This window comes from Paraburkholderia elongata (assembly GCF_013177735.1).
Taxonomy (GTDB): domain Bacteria; phylum Pseudomonadota; class Gammaproteobacteria; order Burkholderiales; family Burkholderiaceae; genus Paraburkholderia; species Paraburkholderia elongata.
Genome location: NZ_WOEZ01000274.1, coordinates 1 through 16,081 on the forward strand (window position 1 = coordinate 1; position 16,081 = coordinate 16,081).

At 62.9% G+C, this 16,081-nt stretch carries 15 protein-coding genes; 2 read left to right on the forward strand and 13 right to left on the reverse strand.

Annotated elements, in window-relative coordinates:
• The coding region (locus GNZ13_RS44975; protein ID WP_172177192.1) for an EAL and HDOD domain-containing protein at positions 1-1,250 on the reverse strand (1,250 nt) is incomplete at its 3' end.
• A gap of 288 nt (positions 1,251-1,538) precedes the next feature.
• Here GNZ13_RS44975 and GNZ13_RS44980 point away from each other — a divergent pair.
• The gene (locus tag GNZ13_RS44980) at positions 1,539-2,297 is read left to right on the forward strand and encodes an acetoacetate decarboxylase (protein ID WP_172177194.1); all 759 of its coding nucleotides are present in this window, start codon (positions 1,539-1,541) and stop codon (positions 2,295-2,297) included.
• A gap of 163 nt (positions 2,298-2,460) precedes the next feature.
• Here GNZ13_RS44980 and GNZ13_RS44985 read toward each other — a convergent pair whose 3' ends face one another.
• Together GNZ13_RS44985 and GNZ13_RS44990 are read right to left on the reverse strand one after the other, a co-directional pair.
• Positions 2,461-3,270, reverse strand: a complete 810-nt coding sequence (locus tag GNZ13_RS44985; RefSeq protein WP_172177196.1) for an ABC transporter substrate-binding protein — start codon at positions 3,268-3,270, stop codon at positions 2,461-2,463.
• A 257-nt stretch (positions 3,271-3,527) separates the two neighbouring features.
• A complete protein-coding gene (locus GNZ13_RS44990) occupies positions 3,528-4,424 on the reverse strand; it encodes a LysR family transcriptional regulator (RefSeq protein ID WP_172177198.1) in 897 nt (298 codons plus the stop codon).
• Positions 4,425-4,550: 126 nt separating this feature from the next.
• Here GNZ13_RS44990 and gstA point away from each other — a divergent pair, with 126 nt between their 5' ends.
• Positions 4,551-5,171: a glutathione transferase GstA gene (gstA, locus tag GNZ13_RS44995; RefSeq protein ID WP_172177200.1), complete on the forward strand. Its 621-nt coding sequence runs from the start codon at positions 4,551-4,553 to the stop codon at positions 5,169-5,171.
• A 68-nt stretch (positions 5,172-5,239) separates the two neighbouring features.
• Here gstA and astE read toward each other — a convergent pair whose 3' ends face one another.
• From astE to GNZ13_RS45045, 10 genes are all read right to left on the reverse strand, one after another.
• Positions 5,240-6,301: a succinylglutamate desuccinylase gene (gene astE, locus GNZ13_RS45000; RefSeq protein ID WP_236002475.1), complete on the reverse strand. Its 1,062-nt coding sequence runs from the start codon at positions 6,299-6,301 to the stop codon at positions 5,240-5,242.
• A complete protein-coding gene (gene astB / locus GNZ13_RS45005; RefSeq protein ID WP_172177202.1) occupies positions 6,285-7,625 on the reverse strand; it encodes an N-succinylarginine dihydrolase in 1,341 nt (446 codons plus the stop codon). Before astB ends, astE begins: the two co-directional genes overlap by 17 nt.
• A 9-nt stretch (positions 7,626-7,634) precedes the next feature.
• A complete protein-coding gene (gene astD / locus GNZ13_RS45010; RefSeq protein WP_172177204.1) occupies positions 7,635-9,098 on the reverse strand; it encodes a succinylglutamate-semialdehyde dehydrogenase in 1,464 nt (487 codons plus the stop codon).
• Between the two features lie 8 nt (positions 9,099-9,106).
• On the reverse strand, positions 9,107-10,138 hold the full coding sequence (gene astA / locus GNZ13_RS45015) for an arginine N-succinyltransferase (RefSeq protein ID WP_172177206.1): 1,032 nt from the start codon (positions 10,136-10,138) through the stop codon (positions 9,107-9,109).
• On the reverse strand, positions 10,135-11,193 hold the full coding sequence (aruF, locus tag GNZ13_RS45020) for an arginine/ornithine succinyltransferase subunit alpha (RefSeq protein ID WP_172177208.1): 1,059 nt from the start codon (positions 11,191-11,193) through the stop codon (positions 10,135-10,137). Before aruF ends, astA begins: the two co-directional genes overlap by 4 nt.
• Before the next feature lie 29 nt (positions 11,194-11,222).
• Entirely contained in the window at positions 11,223-12,458 is a 1,236-nt protein-coding gene (locus GNZ13_RS45025) for an aspartate aminotransferase family protein (RefSeq protein WP_172177210.1), read from the reverse strand.
• A gap of 168 nt (positions 12,459-12,626) precedes the next feature.
• Entirely contained in the window at positions 12,627-13,676 is a 1,050-nt protein-coding gene (locus tag GNZ13_RS45030) for a GlxA family transcriptional regulator (RefSeq protein WP_172177212.1), read from the reverse strand.
• 37 nt (positions 13,677-13,713) lie between these two features.
• The gene (locus tag GNZ13_RS45035; RefSeq protein ID WP_172177214.1) at positions 13,714-14,505 is read right to left on the reverse strand and encodes an ABC transporter ATP-binding protein; all 792 of its coding nucleotides are present in this window, start codon (positions 14,503-14,505) and stop codon (positions 13,714-13,716) included.
• Positions 14,506-14,584: 79 nt separating this feature from the next.
• Positions 14,585-15,298 (reverse strand): ABC transporter permease, encoded by a 714-nt coding sequence (locus GNZ13_RS45040; protein ID WP_153136318.1) that lies wholly within the window; start codon positions 15,296-15,298, stop codon positions 14,585-14,587.
• 4 nt (positions 15,299-15,302) lie between these two features.
• The gene (locus tag GNZ13_RS45045) at positions 15,303-15,992 is read right to left on the reverse strand and encodes an ABC transporter permease (protein ID WP_168435988.1); all 690 of its coding nucleotides are present in this window, start codon (positions 15,990-15,992) and stop codon (positions 15,303-15,305) included.
• Positions 15,993-16,081: the final 89 nt, after the last annotated feature.

Below are 16,081 nucleotides of genomic sequence, written 5' to 3' on the forward strand. Positions count from 1 at the left end.
GCATCGAGCTCATCCCACGCTCCGCGCTCAAGCGCTTCGACCGCCGTCAGCAGCAACCCCAGCACGCCTTGTCGATGCAAGATGCCCGCCTGAATCGGCCGCGACAGCGTCAGCACATTCAGCGTGCTTTCAAGCGAACCGCCGAACACCGCATCGACAAACGAAAACACGCCGGTCAGAAACGCCGCATCGGCTTCGTCGCGCCCGGCTTCAGGCAAGCGTTCGATCGCCAGTTCCATGAAGCGCGCCCGGGTCGCAGCCAGTTGCAGCAGAGGATCGTCCTCAAGCGCGACCTTGCGGCCGTCCGCATACAACAGCAATTGCGTCCAGCGCGCGATCCGATTCGTGCCGGTCGCGTTGATCGCTTCGCGCAGCGTCGTGACCTTGTGGCCGACTGCGAGGCCGCTCGAATTCGCGAGCTTCATCAGATGCATGACCAGCACCGGATTCAGCTTGAGTTCGGCTTCGAGTTGCGCGACGGTCGGGTCGCCTGACAACAATTGCAGCAGATTCAGCAATGCGTGCCGCGGCGCACTGACTCGCCGCGTCGTCGAGGTCTGCGCACGCGCGAAGAAGTAGCCCTGGAAACGGTCGAAGCCAAGACCATGCGCCGCTTCGAAATCGGTCTGCGCATCGAGACCCAGCGCGATCAACAGCTTGCCCGCCGACTTGAGCACGCTCGTCAATTTGGGCAACAGGGCTTTCGGCGTTCGCGTGAAATCGATCTTGACGACTTCCGCGTAGGGCAGCAGCTTCGCAAACGTTTCATCGGGCTGCGTCACTTCGTCGAGTACGAAGCGATAGCGCCGGCCGTGCAATTGAACGATACGTGCAATCAGCGCATCGTCGATCTCGATCGACGGCGACAATTCGAGCATGAAGTGGTCTGTGGGCAGATGCAGGATCGAATCGTCGAACAGCATCTCGCGGCTTACATCGACGTAAGCGGGATGCCCGGTGAGCGCACCGCGCACATTGCTCTGCATCAAGCCGCGAATCAGGGCGCGCGCCACGAGCTGCGCCGGCTCGGGCGCGCGGCCCGGCAAGGCATCGGCAGCCAAATCAGCGGCAGGCGCTGCGCCCGCGTCAGGTTCGACGGCTGCAGGCAACTCCGGCGCGCGCACTTTGATTTCATAGCCGCACAGCATGCCGTCACGATTCAGAATCGGCTGACGCGCGAAGCTGGCATTCAGTAGCGCATCGTCCGAAGCACTCGCCTGGCTCCGACTCTCGATTGCGATGGTGGTCATTGCACTCCCCCGCTAAGCGCCGCCCAGGCGCTTCCTGCTGTATTTTGGTTTTCGCTGCACCCATCGCGCGCATCCAAGGCCTGAGGCCCTTTGCGCGCGCGGTGCGCCCGGCGATTTTAGCGCAGGCCGCACCGCGCGGACATGTCAACGCCGCAATATCTCGAAATAATTGGATGCCGGTCTCGCTGAAGGCCGGGAAAGAATCGACGATACTCTTGTGCAGTGCAAGAGCATTGCACCACCCGCACCACCCTGTCGCAATCCCGCCTTTAACCACTAAGGAAAATCATGGACGTCAAAAGCGTGCTGTCAAATGCCTTCGCGATGCCGATCACGAACCCGGCGTTTCCGATGGGTCCGTATCGTTTCATCGACCGGGAATTTCTGATCATCACTTACCGCACCGATCCGGACAAACTGCGCGCCGTGGTGCCCGAGCCGCTCCAAATCGGCGAGCCGCTGGTGCATTACGAATTCATTCGCATGCCGGATTCGACCGGTTTCGGCGACTACACAGAAAGCGGTCAGGTGATCCCGGTGTCGTACAACGGTGTCGCAGGTGGCTACACGCTGGCCATGTATCTCGACGACCATCCGCCGATCGCCGGCGGCCGCGAATTGTGGGGCTTTCCGAAGAAGCTCGCCAAGCCCGTGCTCGAAGTCCACACCGATACACTGGTCGGCACGCTCGATTACGGCCCCGTGCGCATCGCCACCGGCACGATGGGCTACAAGCATCGGCAACTGGATCTCGCGCAGCAGCAGAAACGCCTCGAAACGCCGAACTTCCTGCTGAAGGTGATTCCTCACGTCGACGGCACGCCGCGCATTTGCGAGCTGGTGCGCTACTACCTGCAGGACATCACCCTCAAAGGTGCATGGACGGGTCCCGCCTCGCTCGAACTGGCACACCATGCGCTGGCGCCGGTCGCGGAATTGCCGGTTCTCGAAATCGTCGAGGCACGGCATCTGATGGCCGATCTGACGCTCGGACTCGGTGAGGTCGTGTTCGACTATCTCGATCAGCCCGAGGCCAACGTTCGCTGATCGACCGTCGCGGTGCAGCGTGCTCGATGTGCACGACGCGCACGAAGCAATGCGCTAGACACGCGTCAGGCAGACGACGCTTCAAACGCCGCCCAAAATGCAAACGGCCGCATCAGCGGCCGTTTGCATCAAGCGAAACCAATCAGACAAGACACACAACGCCTTACTTCAACACAACCTTCACGTCGAAGTACTTGGCTGCGAAGCGGTCGATCGTGCCGTCGGCCTTCAGTTCCTTGAGCGCCTGGTTCAACGCATCCTTCAGCGCCTTGTCGCCCTTGCGGATGCCAAAGCCCACGCCCGCGCCGAGCAGCTTCTCGTCGGTGACGGCCGGGCCGGCGAAGTCGAAGCCCGCGCCTTGCGGCTTCTTCAGGAAGCCCTTCGAAGCCGCTTCCGCGTCCTGAAACGCGGCGTCTAGACGACCCGATGACAGGTCGGCATAGATCTGGTCCTGCGTCTGATACGGCACGACGTCCACACCCGCCGGCGCCCAGCGCGCCTTCGCATACGTTTCCTGAATCGTGCCTTGCAGCACGCCAACATGCTTACCCTTGAGCGAGGCTGGCGTAGGCAGCAGACCGCTGCCCTTCTTCGCGATCATCTGATTCGGGATCGTGTAGATCGGATCGGTGAAATCGATAGCTTGGCGGCGCTGTTCCGTGATCGTCATATCCGAGTTGATCGTGTTGAACTTGCGCGCTTCCAACGCCGGAATCAGGCCGTCGAACGAATTCTCGACCCACACGCATTTCGCCTTCAGCTTCGCACACACGGCATTGCCGACGTCGATATCGAAACCTTGCAGCTCGCCCGACGGCGACTTCGATTCGAACGGCGCATACGACGCCTCGACGCCGAAGCGCACTTCCTTGATATCCGCCGCTGATGCGGCGGCCGCCGATGCGGCGCCTGCCGTTACCGTTGCCGTCGCGAACAGCGCGAGCGCGGCCATGTTTCGCCAATTCATCTTCATTACTGGTGTTCCTCTACGCTATTGAATAAGACGGAGCCGAATCCGGGCAAGCATGATTGCCGCGCCAAAAATGCGATTCAAACTCGTGCGGCCGGCGTGGTGCAGTGCAACAGCCGCGAGGGCGGGATTGTACAGGCTTCACAAAGCGCGCCTGTGGGCGCCCCTTTGCCCGGCTCGTTTGGTAAGCGGGGTAACGCGCGCTTAAAGGTGTAACTTTGTGTCGCGTTCAGGCAAGCCGGCGCGCGGTCCGATGCAAATTAGACCGCGCCGTCGCCGGCCGCGAAATCGCTGCCGAGGCGCTGCGACAGATGCGCGACATGCGGCAAATGACGCGATTCCGGATGCGCGAGCACCCAGACCTGCGATTCGGCTTCGTCGAGTGGCGGCGTCAATTGCACGAGATCGTCGCGGCCGCGCGCGAGGAAAGTCGGCAAGATGCCGACGCCGAAACCGCGCGCCACCAACTCGAAGACCGCCATCACGCTATTGGTCTTGTACCGCGGCTCGACCGTCGGGCAATGACGCTTGCGCCACAGAACCGAAGGATGATCGCCGAGCGAACTGTCCGGCGCCGCCCAATCGCAGCGCGACAGCGCATCGGCATCGCTCGCCTGGATACCGCTCCCCTTCGCGGCAAACACCGCGATGCGCAGCGGGCCCACATGTTTGCCGACCAGATGATCCGGTGCACGGCGCGTGGCGCGCACCGCGATATCGGCGTCGCGTTTGGTCAGGCTCGCGAGGCTGTTGGTGGCGGTCAATTCGAACGACAACGCCGGATGCAGTGCCGCAAAATCATGCAGCGCGGGCAGCAGGAGGCCGTAGAGCACGGTATCGGTGGTCGTCACGTGAACAGCGCCGCTGACGCGGTCACTGCTCGCCTGTACGGTGGAGCGCGCCGCCGCCAACTCGCTTTCGATGCGCTCGGCGTGGCGCGCCAGTTGCGCACCGAGCGGGGTCGCGCGATAACCGCTACGCGAACGCTCGAACAGACGCTGCCCGAGCCCGCGTTCAATCCGTTGCACGGAGCGAAAAATCGTCGACGCGTCGATGCCCAGACGCTGCGCCGCTTCCGCCAGCGTGCCGGCGCGCACCAGCGCGAGGATGGTCTGGGTATCCGCCGAAGTCAGTTCGTATTGCGTTTTTGCACGCATGGTTTGGCAAGCCGCCTGTTTATTCTGAATGCGATCCGGGCTACTTTTACCACATCGACTTGTCGGCCGACGAGCCTCGCCACCGGCGCCTGCCGGGACTTCACTCTCGTTTATAGCGGTGACACCATGAAACTCTATTACTCGCCGGGCGCCTGCTCGCTGGCCGTTCACATTGCATTGCGCGAAGCGGAGTTCGACTTCGAAGCGGTCGCGGTCAACCTGCAAACGCACAAGCTCGCCAACGGCGACGATTACTACGCAATCTCGCCGCGCGGCTATGTGCCCCTCGTCGAATTCGCCGACGGCTCACGCCACACCGAAGGCGCAGCGCTGCTGCAATACATCGCCGATCTTGCGCCGGAGCGCGCCCTGCTGCCGCCCGCCGGAACGCCGCAACGGCTCGCAGCGGTCGAATGGCTCACCTATATCAGCACGGAGTTGCACAAGACCTTCAGCCCATGGCTGTGGCATCAGGAGACAGCCGAATCGACCAAGGCCGAATGCCGCGCGAAACTCGCCGTTCGGTTCAGTGAACTCGATCGCGTGCTCACGGAACGCGATTATCTGACCGGACAGTACTCGGTCGCCGATGCGTATGCGTTCACGGTGTTGAGTTGGGCGCGGATGCTGTCGGTAGATTTGAGCCGATATCCGCATCTGAGCGCGTATCTGGAGCGCGTCGCGGCACGGCCGAAGGTGCGTGAGGCGATGGTGGCGGAGGGTTTGGTGAGGGCGAACGCGGCTTAAAGCAACACGAAGCGGCATGGTATGAAACGTTGCGCGCCTAGGTGCCCAACGTTTCACCTACGGCGCGGCTACACAAGACTGGACAGCGTGTCCTGGGTCGTCTCGACCACCATCAAGCCGGCGCGCAAGCCCGGTTTGACCGTCGCGTTGGGAAACACGATGCGCTCTTCGTCGTGACGCACGACATAGCGATAATCGCCGTCACAGGCGAGTACCGTGCCCTTCACGAACGGCGTGAAGTTCGGCACATCCGCTGCAACCCGCAACTCGAATGCGTCGCTGTGCTTGGTGATCTGATCGATCACAGTAAAGGCACGCGGCAACGCTGCCTTTGCATCACCCTTTGTACCGTGGGTACCGGCCAGTAGATGACGCAACGCTTCGTCCGCGCCCGCAAAGCGGGTCAGGTCGTTCTCGCCGAACGGACGCACCTTGCCGAGTTCCAGCGTACACGCCTCGGCGCCACATGCTTGCGCGGTGAAGTGCGAATACGTATTCCCCTTGGTCGTATGAAGCAGTACTGCGCTGATGCGCGCCTCGCCTAGCCACTCGAACATCGCGTGCGAAAACGGCATGCCGGTATGCGGCAGCAGCGCAAACTGCTCGAACGCGGAGGCGCGGATCGCCGTGTGCATGTCGATATGCCACCGCGCGCCGCGTTCAGCCGATGCAGCGGCGAAGAACTGCGTTGCCGCGCGTTCCAACGCAGCGGCACGCGGCGCTTCGTGACTGTTCGGCACCTGCGCGTGACGTCCGCTGAAGAGGCGGTTCAGATCGTCATCGCGATACCGGCACGCGTCGCGCATTGCGTCGACGTTGCCGAGAATCACCAACAGACGACAGGTTAGCGCGGCGCTGCCTTGCGCGATATCGCGCACGAGATGCGAAAGCAGTTCGATCGGCGCGGTCTCGTCGCCGTGCACGCCGGCTGAAGCGAGCACGCTGCGAGCGGCCTTCTCTGGCGCCGTGGGCTCGAGTTGCAGAACGCCGTCGTCGAGCCACGACCAACGCACCCCTCCGGCACACGTACCCTGCTTCTCTTCAGCACCAGGCCGCGTCCCCGCCAACGTGTAGGCAAGGAAATCGTCGAGCATCGGAACCGGCATGCCGTGCTCAGCGCTGGAAGTCATACAGCGAGCCCAGACCGAGAATCTGCGTCAGTTCATCGAGCGCGGTGCGCGACTCGGCGAGCAGTTGCGGATCGGTCAGATCGGTCGGCGCGAGACGATCGCGATAGTGCTTTTCGATCCACTTATCGAGGCGGCCGAACAGCGTGTCGTTGATCCACACGCCAGGCGTCACCGCCGCGCGCTCCGCATCGTTCAACACCACGCGCAGACGCAGACATGCCGGACCGCCGCCGTTCTTCATGCTTTCACGCAGATCGAACACGAGCACGTCGTCGATCGGACCGGTGTGCGAGGTCAGTTCGTCCAGATAGGCGCCCACGCGCGCGTTCTCGCGGCATTCCTGCGGCACCACCAGCACCTGCTTGCCGTCCGGGCGCGTCAGCAACTGGCTGTTGAACAGATACGACGTGACCGCGTCGGACACGCTCACTTGCGCGTCGGGTACTTCGATCACGTTGAACTCGGCCTTCAGGCCAGAGAGTTTCGTGCGCAGTTCGTCGTACATCGCGTTCTGTTCGACGAACGCGAGCTGATGGCAGAACAGCGTATTGCGATTGCCGACCGCGATCACGTCGTTATGGAACACGCCCGCGTCGATCACGTCGGGGTTCTGCTGTGCGTACACCGTGGCCGCTTCTTTCAGGCCGTGACGATGCGCAACCGCTCGGCTCGCCTCGAAGGTCTGACGTGCCGGAAAACGCTTCGGCTCCGGTCCGCGGCGATATTCGCTGCGGCCGTACACGAAGAATTCGACGCCACGGGTGCCGTATTCCGAGCAAAACCGCGTGTGGTTCGCCGCGCCTTCGTCGCCGAGTGCCGGTGTGCCGGGCAGTGCCTCATGCACCGCGAAACGATCGGCGTCGCTGAAAATAGCGCGCAAGGTGCGGCGCGTCGATTCATGCTCGATCGCGCGATGCAGCTTGCTGCACAGATTGGCCGGCGTGAAATGCACGCGGCCGTCGTGCGTGTCGGCCGACGGACTCACCGTCGCCGCATTCGCGGTCCACATCGCCGAAGCCGAACTCGCCGCGGCCAACAACTCGGGCGCGTCTTTGGCGACGCGCGCGATCACCGTCGCGTCGTCGCCCGAAAAACCGAGCTCGCGCAAGAGACGCATCGAAGGACGCTCCTGCGGCGGCAACACGCCCTGATGAAAGCCGAGATCGGCCAACTGCTTCATCTTGCGCAGGCCTTGCTTCGCGGCCGCTTTGGGGTTGGCAACCGACTTCTCGTTGTTCTGCGACGCGACGTTGCCGAACGAGAGCCCTGCGTAATTGTGGGTCGGGCCGACGAGACCGTCGAAATTGGCTTCAGTGGCTTGCATCGTCGATCCTTAGAATTGAAGGCCCGGCGAGACGCTCGCGGGCATTTGCAGTTGCGCGCTTTCGACGGACGCCATCGGATACGCGCAGTAGTCGGCAGCGTAGAACGCGCTCGGCCGGTGATTGCCCGAACGCCCCGGGCCACCGAACGGCGCGCCCGACGATGCACCATTAGTCGGACGGTTCCAGTTGACAATGCCCGCGCGAATGGTGCGCTGGAAATGCGTCCACAGTGCTTCGTCGTCGGCGAGCAGGCCCGCGGAGAGGCCGAACTCAGTATCGTTGGCTTTGTCGAGCGCTTCGTCGAACGTGCCGTAGCGAATGATCTGCGCCAGCGGTCCGAAATGCTCTTCGTCCGGCAGGTCCTTCACGGCAGTCACGTCGAGAATCGCGGGCGTGACGAAGCCGAGTGCCGGATCGCGCTGCTCCATCTTCAGCAGTGCTTTTGCGCCGTCGGCCAGCAAACGCTCCTGTGCCGCGACCAGACGCGAAGCGGCGCGCGCGGAAATCACCGCGCCCATGAACGGCTGCGGATCGGCGTTGTATTCGCCAACGCTGATGCGCGAAGTCACTTCGGTCAAGCGTTCGACAAAGCGATCACCGAACGCGTCGTTCGGTACGAAAATACGGCGCGCGCATGTGCAACGCTGCCCTGCCGACAGAAACGCCGACTGAATCGTGTGATGCACAGCGGCGTCGATATCCGCCACCGGCCCGATCACGAGCGGATTGTTGCCGCCCATCTCCAGCGCGAGGACGATCTCCGGACGGCCGCCGAATTGCTTGTGCAGCAATGTTCCGGTATCCGAACTGCCCGTGAAGAACAAGCCGTCGATCTGCCGATGGTTGGCGAGCGCAATGCCCGTCTCTTTCTCGCCTTGCACAAGGTTCAGCACGCCGGCGGGCAAGCCCGCATCGCGCCAGATCTGCACCGTGACCGCCGCCACGCCAGGCGCGAGTTCGGACGGCTTGAACACCACCGCGTTACCCGCGATCAGCGCCGGCACGATATGCCCGTTCGGCAAGTGGCCGGGGAAGTTATACGGCCCGAACACCGCGACCACGCCATGCGGACGATGCCGCAGAACAGCAGTGCCGTCTGCCATCGGTGAACGCTTTTCACCGGTGCGCTCGTTATAGGCCTGAATCGAAATCTCGACCTTCGCCGCCATCGAAGCCGCTTCAGTGCGCGCTTCCCACAGCGGTTTGCCGGTCTCCCGGCCGATCGCTTCGGCAAGCGCTTCCTTGCGCTCCGTCACGAGCGCGGCGAAGCGGCGCACTACGCCGCAACGCTCGTCGAGGCTCAACGCCGACCATGCCGCGAACGCACGGCGTGCGCTACGCACCGCACGATCGACGTCGTCCGCCGAGGCGCTGTTGCCTTCCCAAACCGTCGCGCCCGTACCCGGGTTGTGCGACGCGAATGCGGGTCCTGTGCCGGCGGCCCATTCGCCGTCGATGAAAAGCTCGCTCATGATCATCCTTATTTGTGTTTCAGCGGCAGCACCCGCACCGGGTCACCTGCCTTGACGTCGAGTGCAGCCGCCTCGGCGGCGTTCATGCGGAACACGCCGTCTTGCGGCACGCCCGCAGCCGCGCCCACGCGAAAATCGCCCAGCGACGTATTCGATACCAGCGAACGCGGTGCATCCTGCGGCGCGCCCGCCGGCACATTGGCAATCTCGACCGGCACCACCACGCTTTCGCGCACGGTGCGCAAGTCGGCGATATGGCATTCGAGCACCGGACCTGCATCGAAGATATCGACGTGATTCTCGTAGCGCAGTCCCTCGGATTCGAGCATGCGGCGCGCCGGAATCGTGTCGCTATGCGTGAGGCCGACGCATTCTTGTGCTTCTTCCGGCAGCAGTTCGACATACACCGGATAACGCGGCATCAGCTCGGCGAGAAACGCCTTGCGGCCGTGCGAGCTCAGATAGTCAGCCGCGTTGAAATCGATCTGGTAGAAATGCGAGCCGACCGCACGCCAGAACGGCGAGGTGCCTTCCGCATCGAAATGACCGCGCAATTCCGCGCACAAGCGCTGCGGAAAGCGCTCGCGGAACTGCGCAAGAAACATGAAGCGCGAACGCGACAGCAAACCGCCGACGCCGCTCGTGCGGTAACGCGGGCTCAGGAACAGCGAACACACTTCGGCGTAACCCGTGAGGTCATGCGAAATGTTCAGCGCGCGCATGCGCGTCCAGATGCCGAGGTCCTGGCTCGCGTGCACGACCGTGCTCACGCGATAGTTGTAGAACGGTTGCTGCAGACCGACCGAGGTTTCGATCCCGCATACGCCGGCCACGTCGCCGGTATCGGTGTCTTCCATCACGAAGAAGTAACCGGCTTCGTGCGGCTCGGCCTTGTCTTCCATCGTGCGGCGCGAACGTTCAACGCGCGCCGCGAGTGCATCGCGATCCGGTTTGAAAGTGGTGAGGCCGGGGCCGGTCTCCTGCGCGAGTCGCATGAGCGCGTCCACATCGCCTCGTTGCACAACGCGAACGACGATCATTGTGCGTCTCCCAAAGATTCTTCCTGATGCGGCTGGTGCAGCGGCACGCAGCGTACCGCGTCGCCCTCCTGCACGCCGAGTGCGGCACGCGCCGCATTCGACAACGACGCCCCGCTTGCTTTACCGCCCGACAATGATCCGAGCACGCAGCGGAACTCACCGTCCGCACCGTTATGCGCGATCAGATACGTCGAGCCGCCGGCCGCCGTGCCGGCTTCGCGCACCACACGTGTTTCATTGCGCGTTACGCAGGCGCTGCGATCGACCTGCGCGGTCAACACCGGACCCGCGTCGAAAATATCGATGAAGCGATCCGTCTCGAAGCCTTCTTCGAGGTGAATCTCATACGCGAGCAGCGCTTTCGAATCCGGCTCGCCGAGCACGCGCTGCGCCGCTTCCGGCAGCAACGGCACATAGATCGGATAGGTCGGCATCACTTCAGCGATAAAGGTACGGCTGCGGCCGCCCGATTCGATTTCGATGTCGGCGAAATTGCGGCCGAAGAACTTGCGCCCCACTGCTTCCCAGAACGGCGACACGCCTGAGTCGTCGGTCACGCCGAGCAACAGCGAGAACACTTCCGGCGTGAAGCGCTTGCGATTAGCGGCGATATACATCATCCGCGCCCGCGACATCAGATGCGCGGCCGCATCGCCACGCAGCGACGGGTCGATGTAAAAGCCCGCCAGCCGGCTCTTGCCCGTCAATTCATGCGACATGGTCAGCGCGTGAATCTTGCGATTCACGTGCAACTCACGCGACGCATGAATCAGCGCGTCGTTGCGAAACGCGTAGAACGGGTCCGAATAACCGGCTGCGGCGACGATGCTCGCCGTGCCCATCAGCTTGCCGCTCTCCGCGTCCTCGAGCACGAACAGATAGAACTCCTCGCCCGGGAAATCGACGTCCGCGCGAAATGAGTCTTCCGACAGCGCGACGCGCGCTTCTAGCGCACCGCGGTCGTGCGGCAGCGAATGCAGCACCGGTTGCGCGGTGCGCGCCATGTGTTCGAGCGCATCGAGATCGGCGAGGCGGCCGGGGCGTACGAAGAGCATCGTCGTTCCTGATTGAATGTGATGCCTGATTAACGAGCCGGCGCTTCAGCGGTAGCGCCGACCACTTCGTCGATCGCCTTCGCCAGACGCGCAAAGCCTTCATACATGTCGTCGAGCGGAATGATCAGCGACGGTACGAAGCGCAGCACGTCCGGACCTGCCATCAGCATGATCACGCCGTGCTTGCCGGCCGCGGTGACGAAGTCCTTCGCACGGCCCTTGAACGCGTCGGTCAGTTCCGCGCCGATCAAAAGACCCTTGCCGCGCACTTCCTTGAAGAGGCCGAAGCGCTCGTTGAGCTTTGCAAGTTGCCCCTTCAGCGCCTCGCTGCGCGAGTGCACGCCTTCCAGCAGCCTCGGATCGCTGACCAGCTCGACCACCTTCTCCGCGATCGCCGAGCCCAGCGGATTGCCGCCGTAGGTCGTGCCATGCACGCCGACCTTGAAGTGCGCAGCCAGTTCGTTGGTGGTCAGCATCGCGCCGATCGGGAAACCGTTGCCGAGCGCCTTCGCGGTGGTCAGGATGTCCGGCGTCACGCCGGTTTCCTGATACGCGTAGAAGTAACCGCTGCGGCCCACACCCGTTTGTACCTCGTCAAAAATCAGCAGTGCGCCGTGCTGATCGCAGGCTTCGCGCAACGCCCTCAGGAACGCCGGATCGGCCGGGATCACGCCGCCCTCGCCCTGGATCGGCTCGACGATCACCGCGCAGGTTTGCGCGCCGATCGCCTTCTTCGCCGCTTCGATATCGTTGTACGGCAAGTGGGTGATGCCGGCCGGCACCGGGCCGAAACCTTCCGAATACTTCGGTTGGCCGCCGACGCTCACGGTAAAGAACGTGCGGCCATGGAACGACTGCGTGAACGAGATGATTTCGACTTTGTCGGCGCCATGTCGCTCGAAAGCGACGCGGCGTGCCAGCTTCAATGCCGCTTCGTTCGCTTCCGCGCCCGAGTTGGCGAAGAACGCGCGGTCGGCGAAGGTCAGGTCTTCGAGACGTTTGGCGAGACGCAGCACCGGCTCGTTGGTGTAGCCGTTACCGATGTGCCACAGCTTGCCGCCCTGCTCGTGCAGAACTTTCAGCAGTTCAGGATGCCCATGACCGAGCGCAGTGACAGCGATGCCGCCGGCGAAGTCGATGTAGTCGCGGCCTTCCGTATCCCAGACGCGCGAGCCGAGACCACGATCCGGCACGAAGGCGGCGGGCGAAAACACCGGCACCATCACTTCGTCGAAGGTCTGGCGTGTCACAGTCAGGTCGTTCATGGCAAATCCTCGTTACAGGTGAGAGGTAATACACGTAGTGTAGGAAACCGCACGCGATACGTCTTGCGCATACGCGACGCTTTCTATGAGCTTCCAGGCGGCCAGGCCGCGTGCGGGTCGCAAACAGCGCGCTTCCCGGCCTGCTTCTCGCCGTGTTTCCCGGCGTACTTATTCCGTCTGGTCGGGCCGTTCGATCAACGCGGCCGGGCGCGGCTCGCTGGCCGCGGCGCCGGTTGCGCCAGTCTGCTTGTCGATCCAGTTACGACGATCCTCGCGTGGCGTGACACCAAAGCGTTCGCGGTAAGCATTCGAAAAGTGTGCCGCCGACGAAAACCCGCAAGCAAGGCTGATCTGCACCACCGATTTGCTGGTGCGCTGCAATTGCGTGCGCGCTTTCGAAAGCCGCAGGCCAAGATAGTATTTGGACGGCATCGAGCCGAGATACTGGCGAAACAGCCGCTCCAGCTGACGCCGCGATACGCCGACGAGACTGGCAATTTCATCGGTGGTCAGCGGGTCTTCGATGTTCGCTTCCATCAGCATCAGCGCATCGTTCAGGCGCGGATGGCGCTCGCCCGGCGCGGTCACGAACGGAATGCGCTGCCGTTCCTCACCCGCGCGCAACACGCCGACGCCTAGCGTATCGGCAATCCGGTCCGCCAACTCCGGCCCGTGATCGCGGCCGATCATGGCGAGCATGAAGTCGACCGTCGCCTGACCGCCCGCGCAAGTTGCGCGATCACGGTCGATTTCGAAGATCTGTTGGGTGACGATCGAGCGCTCGAACTGCTCGGAGAACTGCTGATAGGTTTCCCAGTTGACGCTCACACGATAGCCGGACAATTGCCCCGCCATGGCGAGCCACCAGACGCCGTGATGAATGCCGGTGACGAGCGGCGTGCGCTGCCCGACACGCGACAGACTCGCGAGAAAGAGGCGATAGTCGGCGAATTGCTGGAACCGTTCGCTGACGATGATCAGCCAGTCGCAGGAAATCGCATCGCCGAAGGCGGCGTCGGCCGGCCATTGCGCGCCGCCCGACAAGGGCACCGCGCGGCCGTCCCACGAACACACCTGCACGCGGTACAGCGCCCGGCCGTCGATTTCGTTGGCGAGATTGAGCGCGTCGACAATCGGCCCGACGCCCGACATCGACACCGGCGGCAAGGCGACGATTGCGACCTGCGTGGTGCGAGCCGGGTTGGACGTGCGAGCCATCACTTATCAGTTAAACGCAAAACGCGCGAGCCGCGCGTTACTTCAGGCTGCCGGACAGGAACTGCTTGAGCCGTTCGCTGCGCGGCGTGGTCAGCACTTCAGCGGGCAAGCCCTCTTCTTCGGTGCGGCCCTGATGCAGGAACATCACATGGTTCGACACGTTGCGCGCGAAACCCATTTCGTGCGTGACGACGATCATCGTGCGGCCTTCTTCGGCGAGCTTCTGCATCACCTTCAGCACTTCGCCAACCAGTTCGGGATCGAGCGCGGAGGTGGGCTCGTCGAACAGCATCACGTCAGGGTCCATCGCCAGCGCACGCGCGATTGCCACGCGCTGCTGCTGACCGCCTGACAGATGCGACGGATACTGTTTTTCCAGACGCGGCGCGAGACCCACCTTCTCAAGATATTCGCGCGCCCGTTCTTCGGCTTCGCGACGCGACAAGCCGAGCACATGAATCGGTGCTTCCACGATGTTCTCGATCACGTTCATGTGCGCCCACAAGTTGAAGTGCTGAAACACCATCGCAAGTTTCGTGCGGATGCGTTGCAGTTGCTTGTGATCGGCCACTTCCAGATTTCCGGCGCGGTCGGTTTTGGTCTTGACCATTTCGCCGTCGACGACGATCTGCCCCGCGTTCGGCCGCTCCAGAAAATTGATGCAGCGCAGGAAGGTGCTCTTGCCCGATCCGCTCGCGCCGATGATGCTGATCACGTCACCCTTGTTCGCGTTCAGCGATACGCCCTTGAGCACTTCGTTGTCGCCGTAGCGCTTGTGGATGTCCTGAACGGCGAGCTTGCAAGCTTCGGTTTGAGTCGTGTGGAGCAAGATGCTCTCCCTTTGAAAATACGGATCAATCTACGTGACGGCGCGGGCCAGCCGCGCCGCTGCATCGAAACAGGCCTGCTCAGTGCGTGCGCACCGCCAGGTAACCCAGCCAGTGACGCTCGGCTCGGCGGAACAAGGCCACCAGCGCGAACGACACCACGAGGTAAATCAGCGCCGCGAGGCCGAACGCATCGAACGACTGATACGTGGCGGAATTCGCATCGCGCGCCACCTTCAGGATGTCCGGCACCGTGGCCGTGAACGCGACCGTGGTAGCGTGCAGCATCAGGATCACTTCGTTACTGTACAACGGGAGCGCCCGGCGCAGCGCGGACGGTATCACAATGCGGCGGTACATCGTGAACCAGCTCATGCCATAAGCACGGGCCGCTTCCACTTCGCCGTGCGAAGTCGAACGGATCGCGCCGGCGAAGATCTCGGTGGTGTACGCGCAGGTGTTCAGTGCGAAGGCGAGAATCGCGCAGTGAAAACCGCTGCGGAAAAACGCGTCGAGCAACTCATGCGAGCGCACGAATTCGAGGCTGTACATGCCGGTGTAGATCAGCAGCAGTTGCACGTACAACGGCGTGCCGCGAAACACGTAGGTGTAAAGACGCACGGGCGTCGACAGCCAGCGCTTCTTCGACACACGCGCCACCGCGAGCGGAATCGCCATGAAAAAGCCGATTCCGATCGACGCCACCAGCAGCCACAGCGTGACCGCCAGACCGGACATACGCTGACCGTCCCAGTACAGGAACGCGCGCCAGAATTGATTGAGAATGTCGATCATGATCTTAGAGCTCCGCGTGGCGCACGCCGATCGAATAGCGCTTTTCCAGCCAGATCAGCACGAGGTTCGACGCGGTGGTGATCGCCAGATAGATCAGCGCGGCGACCAGAATGAAGAAGAACATGTTGAAGGTGCTCTTGCCGGCGTCCTGGGCGGCTTTGACGACATCGGCGAGACCGATGATCGACACCAGCGCCGTGGCCTTGACCAGCACCTGCCAGTTGTTGCCAATGCCCGGCAGCGCGAAGCGCATCATCTGCGGAAACAGGATGCGCCTGAACACCCGCGCGCCGCTCATACCGTACGCACTGCCCGCTTCGAGCTGGCCGCGCGGCACGGCGAGAAACGCGCCGCGGAAGGTTTCGGTGAAGTACGCGCCGTAGATGAAGCCGAGCGTCAGCACGCCGGCCACGAACGGATCGATATCGAACTGCGGCAGATTGAGCGCGTCGGTGAGATTGTTGACCGCGATCTGGATGCTGTAGAACAGCAGCAGCATCAGGACGAGGTCGGGTACCGAGCGGATCAGCGTCGTATAGCCAGTTGCGATTGCCCTGAGCGGGCGGTTGAACGAGAGTTTCGCCGCCGCGCCCGCGAGGCCGAGCAGCACGGAGGCTGCCAGCGACAGGACGGACAGCTCGATCGTCTGGATCGTGCCGGCCAGCAACACCGGGCCAAAGCCGTAAAGGAACACGCGTGTCTCCATCCAGGTTTCATTAAGGATGTTATGGATGGGGTCGGGTTATGCCTGCCCGACTCATCCGGCATGGCGCGGAGTCTCGC

What these genes read in the sequence shown, in the direction of transcription:
- GNZ13_RS44980 (WP_172177194.1), top strand. Translation starts at nt 1,539, where the DNA reads ATGGACGTCAAAAGCGTGCTGTCAAATGCCTTCGCGATGCCGATCACG.
- GNZ13_RS44985 (WP_172177196.1), bottom strand. Translation starts at nt 3,270, where the DNA reads ATGAAGATGAATTGGCGAAACATGGCCGCGCTCGCGCTGTTCGCGACG.
- GNZ13_RS44990 (WP_172177198.1), bottom strand. Translation starts at nt 4,424, where the DNA reads ATGCGTGCAAAAACGCAATACGAACTGACTTCGGCGGATACCCAGACC.
- gstA (WP_172177200.1), top strand. Translation starts at nt 4,551, where the DNA reads ATGAAACTCTATTACTCGCCGGGCGCCTGCTCGCTGGCCGTTCACATT.
- astE (WP_236002475.1), bottom strand. Translation starts at nt 6,301, where the DNA reads ATGACTTCCAGCGCTGAGCACGGCATGCCGGTTCCGATGCTCGACGAT.
- astB (WP_172177202.1), bottom strand. Translation starts at nt 7,625, where the DNA reads ATGCAAGCCACTGAAGCCAATTTCGACGGTCTCGTCGGCCCGACCCAC.
- astD (WP_172177204.1), bottom strand. Translation starts at nt 9,098, where the DNA reads ATGAGCGAGCTTTTCATCGACGGCGAATGGGCCGCCGGCACAGGACCC.
- astA (WP_172177206.1), bottom strand. Translation starts at nt 10,138, where the DNA reads ATGATCGTCGTTCGCGTTGTGCAACGAGGCGATGTGGACGCGCTCATG.
- aruF (WP_172177208.1), bottom strand. Translation starts at nt 11,193, where the DNA reads ATGCTCTTCGTACGCCCCGGCCGCCTCGCCGATCTCGATGCGCTCGAA.
- GNZ13_RS45025 (WP_172177210.1), bottom strand. Translation starts at nt 12,458, where the DNA reads ATGAACGACCTGACTGTGACACGCCAGACCTTCGACGAAGTGATGGTG.
- GNZ13_RS45030 (WP_172177212.1), bottom strand. Translation starts at nt 13,676, where the DNA reads ATGGCTCGCACGTCCAACCCGGCTCGCACCACGCAGGTCGCAATCGTC.
- GNZ13_RS45040 (WP_153136318.1), bottom strand. Translation starts at nt 15,298, where the DNA reads ATGATCGACATTCTCAATCAATTCTGGCGCGCGTTCCTGTACTGGGAC.